A 7,461-nucleotide genomic window follows, 5' to 3' on the forward strand; every position below is an offset into this window, starting at 1 on the left:
AGGTGCGCTGGTAGCCGGTCCGGTCCTCCACCGCCAGCGGGAGCGCGGACACCGCGACCTCGATTGGCAGTACCTGGGGCACGCCGGCCGCGGCCGGCGCGAGGGTGGCGGATGGCGCGGCCGCGTGCGCGACCGTGGGCAGGGACATGGCCAGGGCGAAGGCGGCGGCCGCGACAGCGGACCGCTTCATGATCATCATGGGCCGGTTCTACCGGCTGCCGCACGGCCACCGACAGATCCCGGCCCCCGGATTCACCCTCCCGCGCACGCCGGTTCACCGAGGAAACGCCACTGCTGCCCCCGTTTCCCTCCTCCAGTGGCCGCGGCCGAACTCTCCGAGCGGAGAGACGTCCGCCGCGCCTGGTCGAGGAGTCGCTCAACAGAATCGTGGCCACCACCAGCACAGCGGCTGCAGGCCGACCACGCAGCGGCGCTCGGACCCCCCTGAGGGGTCCGAGCGCCGCTGCGTGCACGGGCGGCTCCCACCAAGCCGCTCGGGGCCGCCGGGGCTCGGCTACGGGCGGCGAGTGCCCTTGTGTACGGCCTTGGGGTCGTGGTTGCCCTTGCGGTTTCCGCTCTGCGGGTCGATGCGGAAGACCCCGCCGGCTCCCGTGACGACGTTCAGGCTGTCGAACAGATAGAGCTGGTCTGCCACCGCGCGGACGTTGGGCGGGGTCTGGGACGTGCCGGTGGCGTTGCGGACTGCCAGCCGCGCCGTGAGCAGGGCGTCGTGTGCCATGACCGCCCAGCCGCTGGCCAGGTGGGTTTTGTCGAACTCCTGCCCGTGATGGGTGGTGGTGAACTCGGTGGCGAAGTCCTTGTAGAGGGTCTGGTCGGGGTTGGCGCTGTCGGCGAGCTGATCGGGGTCGGCGAGCGGGACGTAGAGCACGGAGATGGGCGCGCTGGGGTCGTTCAGTCCCTCGATCTCGAAGTTCACGGTCGCTGCGTCGGAGCCGGTGACCACCGTGATCGGGTGGTGCGGCACGGGCGGTCATGCAGCTTCCCGATAAACGTCTCCAGGTAGGTCGCACGGCCCGCGTAGAACACCACGTCGGTTTTGGGAGTGCCGCACAGGTTGTTGGCGATGGTGCCCAGGCTGGTTGCCGCGCACGTCTTCACCGTGATCTTCCAGTTTCCGGCCACGGCCCGTCATAGCTGCCGTCGTCAATGTCCTGCGTGCTGCTGGCGCACTTGTAGGCCGGGGCAGCCGTGGCGGAGGAGCGGCCGGCGCCGCCACCGCCACGGCCACCGCCGCGCCCTGCATTCCGCATCGAGGGTGCCACGCGCTTCTACGGGTGCAGCTTGCGCTGTGGGCGTCGCGGCGGCTCGGAGTATGCGTCGGCCGGACGGCATCCGGGCCGACAGGCGCCGGTGGCCGGATCGGCGGCCTTTCGTGGCCGGCGTGTGGCCGGATAGGACTGGGCACCCGTGCCCCCCCTCTCCCGCCGATCGCCATGGAGGCGCACCCCGATGACCCCAGTCGGCATGACCAGCTTCGACGACGTCTACGCTCTCCCCGACCCCCGCGGGTACTTCACCGCCCTGGGGCCGTATGAGTACCAGACCCCAGGCCACGCCCAGCCGGTCTTCCGCGCGCTTGCCGCCGAACTCGGGCCGGGGCGGCGTACGGTCCTCGACGTGTGCTGCTCCTACGGGATCAACGCCGCCCTCCTCAACCACGACGTCACCCTCGAAGAACTCTTCGCGCACTACACCTCGGCCCGTTCAGCCGAACTCACCACCGCCGAACTCGCCGATCACGACCGTGACTTCTACGCGGTCCGCCGCCGCCCCGACGCCCTGCGGGCCATCGGCATCGACGTCTCGCGCCCCGCCCTGGACTACGCCGTGGCCGTCGGGCTGCTCGACGAGGGGCACTGTGTGGACCTGGAGCGCGCCGAGCCGGGGGAGCAGCTACGCGGCTCGCTGGACGGGACGGGCCTGATCACCGTCACTGGCGGCACCAGCTTCCTCACCGAGCGCACCTTCGCCCGGCTGTTCGCCGCTATCGGCCACCCCGTGCCGGTGGCTGCCTTCGTCCTGCGCACCCACGACTACGAGGCGATCTCCGGCTGCCTGGAATCGTACGGCCTCACCGTCGAGCGGGCCGCCACCACCCAGCCGCAGCGGCGCTTCACCGACCCCCGGGAGCAGGAGCGCGCGGTGGCCACCGTCACCGCGTTCGGGGAAGACCCGGCAGGGAAGGAGTCGAAGGGGTACTTCCATACCCGGCTGCACCTGGCCCGTTGAACACGCCCCTGGGAACCGAGGGGGCGGACCCGCCCCCTCCGCGACCTCACAGCACCACCAGACAGCCCCGCTGGCACGTCCCAGCAACGGTGCCGCCGCCTCCAGCTCACGCACCGCACGACAACGGCGGGACCTTCGGTCCAGGTCGACTCAGACCTAACCAACGACGAATCTCTTCCTCAGGTCACTAGTGCTGTGACCGCATTGGTTCGCCGGGTTGGTGGTCGCGGCGGTTGGATGTGGGGTGGTGTCCGATCCGATCGCTGGAGGTGCGGTGGCAGAGCCTGTCCGTGTGCGGAGACTTACTGATCAGGAGGGGCAGCGGTTGCAGCAGATCGTGCGCCGGGGCAGCACGAGTTCGGTGCGATACCGGCGCGCGATGATGCTGCTGGCTTCGGCCGGGGGGAACCGTGTCCCTGTGATCGCCCAGTTGGTGCAGGCCGACGAGGACACAGTCCGGGACGTGATCCACCGGTTCAACGAGATCGGACTGGCCTGCCTGGACCCTCGATGGGCGGGAGGCCGTCCCCGCCTGCTCAGCACTGACGACGAGGACTTCGTCATCCAGACGGCCACGACCCGCCCTGCCAAACTCGCCCAGCCCTTCACCCGCTGGTCACTGCGCAAACTCGCCGCCTACCTGCGCAAAGTCCACGGCCGGACCATCCGCATAGGCCGCGAGGCATTACGACGCCTCCTCTGCCGCCGCGGCGTCACATTCCAGCGGACCAAGACGTGGAAGGAGTCGCCCGACCCGGACCGCGAGGTGAAACTGGACCGGATCGAGGAGGTCCTGGACCGCTTCCCCGACCGGGTCTTCGCCTTCGACGAGTTCGGCCCCCTCGGCATCCGGCCCACCGCGGGCTCGGGCTGGGCAGGCCAGGGGCGCCCCAACCGGCTGCCGGCCACTTATCACCGCACCCACGGGGTCCGGTACTTCCACGGCTGCTACTCCGTCGGCGACGACCGCTTGTGGGGTGTCAATCGCCGCAGGAAAGGTGCCGTGAACACGCTGGCCGCGCTGAAGTCGATCCGCGCCGCCCGCCCCGACGGAGCACCGATCTACGTGATCATGGACAACCTGTCCGCCCACAAAGGCACCGAGATCCGCCGCTGGGCCCGGAAGAACAAGGTCGAGTTGTGCTTCACCCCGACCTACGCCTCCTGGGCCAACCCGGTAGAAGCCCACTTCGGACCCCTGAGGCAGTTCACCATCGCCAACTCCAACCACCCCAACCACACGGTCCAGACCCGGGCCCTGCACGCATACCTCCGCTGGCGCAACGCCAACGCCCGCCACCGCTACGTTCTCGCCGCCGAACGCAAGGAACCCGCCCGCATCCGCAGCGAGAAAGGCATCCGCTGGGGCGGACGCCCCCTCAAAACTGCAGCGTGACGCCCTTCCCGCCGAGTTCGCAGCTCCTTGTGAAAGGCTGGGAGCATGATGGGCGGACCGACCGAGAACCCAGAACTCTGGGCGTTCCTGGAATCACTGCACTGCGGCGACATCCTTTCCGGCACCGTCACAGCGATCGAACGGTTCGGCGTGTTCGTGGCACTGGACGACGGCCCCGACCACCCGGTCTTCCCCGGCGTCGGGTTCATCACGATCCCCGAACTGTCCTGGCGGCGCATCGAAACCGCCTTCGACGTTGTGCATGTCGGACAGCGCGTCTTAGCTGAGTTCCTCCAGTTCGACACATGGAACCTGGAGGCCAGACTGTCCTTGCGGGCGACACAGCCGGACCCCTTCCAAACGTTCGCCGACCGCACTGCGGTGGGGCAGAAACTGCACGGATGGGTCACCAAACTGGTCCCGTTCGGCGTCTTCGTCCAGGTCACTGACGGGATCGAGGGACTGGTCCACCTGCGAGAGCTCACATCGACGCCCGTGGAAAGCCCGTCAGATGTCGTCCAGGCCGGCGACGAGGTCACAGTCGTCGTCACTGAGATCGACCGGGAGCGACGCAGGCTGGTTCTCTCTCGACGACAAAGCTCATCCGACCACCGGTGACTCCTTCACACTCCCGCGACGGTTCCTCGCACGAGCGTTCCTGAGCGTCTGAGCGCCCGCTCGGCGCAAGGGAAGCACCGCTCCAACCCGGCGAACCTATGCGGTCAGAGCACTAGCGGGGGCTGCCGTCGAGCGGAAGGGGCCAGCCGTCCCGATGAGCGCTTGGCACAACGATCCGGATGCTGCGCGGTTACCTGCCCGGCCAGCGGCAACGGGGCCCGCGCTCGGTTCGGGACCCGGTAGTTTCGACGGTACGGAGTGCGGCCTCGGCCATCAGGGCCGCGACGGGGGCCGCACTCCGACGCGTGCCCCTGCGGCGACCGGCGCGGCCCTCTCGTCACGCCCGCCTCGGCGGGGCAGGATCTGAAGGATGACGGCTGAGTTGAGGGCAGAGACCGTCGTGTGCCCGTACTGCGCGGCGGGCCCGGCTGACGGCCAGGCTCGTACGATCGCGGTTGCGGCCGGGTGCCGCCTGACGGTGACGTGGCATGTCCTGTCCTGCCCGCACTATGCGGCGGATCGTGTCCTGGCAGGAAAAGAAGACTGAACCCGGGCACTGTTCGCCTGAGCCGCACCGAGGCCGAGAGGTACGGGCAGACGGCCTGACCCCCGTGCAGGCCCCGCCCGGCCTCTCGATACCGTCGGCGGGCCGGGCGTGATCGTAGCGCGGCCTGTCCCCCCCTTTCGCGACGGTCGTGACCTGGGACTACTGCGATCCGTTGGGGGATGACATGACGGCAGCGCAAGGGAACCCCGAGGAGCGCCGGGGCGGCGACCCGATCGGCCATGGCCCCTCCACGGCCGGTCCGGCGGGTATGGACCCCAGCGCCCGCGAGGTGATCGAGAACATCGTGCAGGCGGTCCGTGAGGGCGACGATGCCCGCATCCGCACCCTGCTCGCCACTCTCTGGCCGCCGTCGCGGACACCACGGCCCTGCTGTACCTGCGCGAGCGGCTGTACGCACCGGAGTGAGGAAGTGATTCAGGCACGGCGGAACAGGTCTGGGACGTTCACCGGGCGCCAGCCGCCCCACGCCAATCCCGGACGGCGGGGCACCTCCCTGCCCTCGGCGAGCCACTGCCGCTCGACGGCGTCGTAGATCGGCGCGTCGGACCCCTGCCAGAACTCCTCGGCGAGCCGGTCGAATCCGGCTCGCTCGGGTGGCGAAACGGTTCTCTGCTCCATGTCCGGGTCCAACGAACCCGGGCGGCCGACGTGGCGGTGCGTGACCGTTCCGTCATGAATCGATGCCGAGAGCCGTGGGTCCGGGAACAACGACGGCCGGGGGCGGGCAGGGGGCCAACTCTCAGCCAACCCGCACCTCGGGATGCTGGGGGGATACGCCACCAGGATGCACGCACACTGCCCGATCCGGCCGCCTCGCTTTAGACCGTGTCCTATGTGGTGTGGGGGCGGGGTGAGCCGAGGGTCGGGGGATCGATAGGGGATTCAGATGATCAGGTGGGCCATTCTTCCGAATGGCTGGGGTTCTCCCCAGCAGCCTGTTTCCACACGCGCAGAACCTCCGAGAGAAGTATTTCGAAGGCCTGTTCAAGACCGTCGGCAATTCTCGAAACTGTGGATATCTTAGAGGCTTCGATGCAATAATTCGACCCGAGAAATGAGGCTAGACACAAGAAGTGCGTCACGTAAAGTCGCCAAGCCTCGCTCACCTCGGGAAACACTGCCGAGAGATCGCTGATCAACAGGGGGATGCGCGGACCTATCCTCCGATGCTTGGGAATGTACCGCCACGACGCATCGTAAGCGAGTATCGCCTTTTCATCCTCGCTATCGGCTCGCTGAAGTGCATGTAAAGTCTGGATGCACACCCTAACGGGTCGGTGAGCCCTAAGGAGCTCGTGAAATAGCTCCACAGAAAGTTTGAGTGCGCGCTCTTTGCCTATAAGATCTATACGTTTCTGCAGGGACTGCTTGGCGCACCTCCTCGCTTGTTCAGCCTGCAGTTCTCGCCGCGTCTTGAACCAATACGCCAGCCAGTCAGCGGCAATCACAGCACCAAAAATAATTTCAATGATCATGGAGCGCCTGCGGCTCCGTCGTCAGTCATCAGTAGGCGAAATCCTAAATCGCGAGCGGCGCTCTTCATACTGAGCAGGAGTTCCTCGCGCGCTGTTTTCGCGATAGTCAAAACATCGTTTAGGGGGTCCGGATAGGCAGGGGCAATCCCCCTCATGCAGTCCATCACGTCACCTATATAGCGGTCACGCGCCTCGACGTATGTCTGAAATTTGACAACGACGTCTTGCGAGTAAAGGCCGATGGCGGTGACCACGTCGAAATCAGTTGATGGATTACTGCTCATTTCGCGCAGTCGTTCTCCACTCGCCCACGAATCGAGGGGATCGCCGTCCGTGATCTTCTGCTGGACGGCAACGAGATAGCGAACATCGCAGCGTGATGACACTCGATATTCAGCCATCCACGTGAACAGTGTCTCCCTGTGGGCCTGCTCCAGCTTCTCAAGGATCTGATCGGTGTCGTCCTTTTTCCGCATGCGCCTATTTAACTGAGATGCGACATATACACCCGGAAGGGTCGCGCCGGCGGCGATTAAAGCTGCAATTACTTCTGGACTCATTTCCCCCGCCAATGTCGAAATCTCATGCGCAAGCCTCAGTGCCGCACCCCGGGGACATAGGTACCCAGGGTGGCGTCGCTGCATTGTCACGGAACCGTAACTCCGGCCAATCGCCCCCTCGGTAGCGTGACCAGCCACGCCATCGAGAGCGGGGCGGGGACTCGTCAGGCGGGCGTGGCGCACGGCCGTCTACTGGATCAACCGCCCCGCTTGCCAGCTACACGTGATCAGCATCGTCTGGATCGGCTGACCACCGCGGCGCAACCCGACCGTCAAGGCTTCCCGCAGCTCTACGTGGCCGGCAACGGGCACGTACACGACTTCGGTTACAAGCTCGGCGACATCGGCCAGCTCGTCCAGGGAGTAGCAGAGCCCGTCGTGGAGGCTGTCGTTGCCGACCATACGGGCCTCGTGGAGGCGTCCGGCGATGACGTCGTCGGTGCCGGACGCCTTCGCGGCAGGGAGCAACGGCTTGGCCGTCGCCGTCGCCCTGACCCAGGGTGATGGCTGGCCGTGCTGCCTGAGGCGCTCTCGGCGTTGTGTCCGTGTCCGGTTCACAGCGGGTGGCGTGGGTGGGGGCGGACGGTCGTCACG

At 67.0% G+C, this 7,461-nt stretch carries 7 protein-coding genes and 2 pseudogenes; 3 read left to right on the plus strand and 6 right to left on the minus strand.

Annotated elements, in window-relative coordinates; all coding sequences use genetic code 11:
* Together PV721_RS38810 and PV721_RS38815 are read right to left on the minus strand one after the other, a co-directional pair.
* A pseudogene (locus tag PV721_RS38810) lies at positions 1-199 on the minus strand (hypothetical protein); the annotation flags it as partial.
* Between the two features lie 315 nt (positions 200-514).
* Positions 515-985: a hypothetical protein gene (locus tag PV721_RS38815; RefSeq protein WP_319732883.1), complete on the minus strand. Its 471-nt coding sequence runs from the start codon at positions 983-985 to the stop codon at positions 515-517.
* A 485-nt stretch (positions 986-1,470) separates the two neighbouring features.
* On the opposite strand from PV721_RS38815, the gene PV721_RS38820 reads away from it, so the two are divergent.
* From PV721_RS38820 to PV721_RS38830, 3 genes are all read left to right on the plus strand, one after another.
* Positions 1,471-2,250, plus strand: coding sequence for a hypothetical protein (locus tag PV721_RS38820; RefSeq protein WP_319732885.1), 780 nt, complete (start codon positions 1,471-1,473; stop codon positions 2,248-2,250).
* 274 nt (positions 2,251-2,524) lie between these two features.
* Complete coding sequence (locus PV721_RS38825) at positions 2,525-3,646, plus strand: IS630 family transposase (RefSeq protein WP_319732887.1); 1,122 nt, start codon at positions 2,525-2,527, stop codon at positions 3,644-3,646.
* A gap of 45 nt (positions 3,647-3,691) precedes the next feature.
* Positions 3,692-4,264, plus strand: a complete 573-nt coding sequence (locus PV721_RS38830; RefSeq protein WP_319732889.1) for a S1 RNA-binding domain-containing protein — start codon at positions 3,692-3,694, stop codon at positions 4,262-4,264.
* A gap of 982 nt (positions 4,265-5,246) precedes the next feature.
* On the opposite strand, the gene PV721_RS38835 is transcribed toward PV721_RS38830, so the two are convergent.
* The 4 genes and pseudogenes from PV721_RS38835 to PV721_RS38850 all read right to left on the minus strand — a co-directional run.
* Positions 5,247-5,450, minus strand: coding sequence for a hypothetical protein (locus PV721_RS38835; protein WP_319732891.1), 204 nt, complete (start codon positions 5,448-5,450; stop codon positions 5,247-5,249).
* A gap of 272 nt (positions 5,451-5,722) precedes the next feature.
* Positions 5,723-6,307: a hypothetical protein gene (locus PV721_RS38840; protein WP_319732893.1), complete on the minus strand. Its 585-nt coding sequence runs from the start codon at positions 6,305-6,307 to the stop codon at positions 5,723-5,725.
* Positions 6,304-6,783 (minus strand): hypothetical protein, encoded by a 480-nt coding sequence (locus PV721_RS38845; RefSeq protein WP_319732895.1) that lies wholly within the window; start codon positions 6,781-6,783, stop codon positions 6,304-6,306. Before PV721_RS38845 ends, PV721_RS38840 begins: the two co-directional genes overlap by 4 nt.
* A gap of 273 nt (positions 6,784-7,056) precedes the next feature.
* Positions 7,057-7,461: pseudogene (locus PV721_RS38850) on the minus strand (hypothetical protein); the annotation flags it as partial.

It is taken from the genome of Streptomyces sp. MB09-01, assembly GCF_033794505.1.
Taxonomy (GTDB): domain Bacteria; phylum Actinomycetota; class Actinomycetes; order Streptomycetales; family Streptomycetaceae; genus Streptomyces.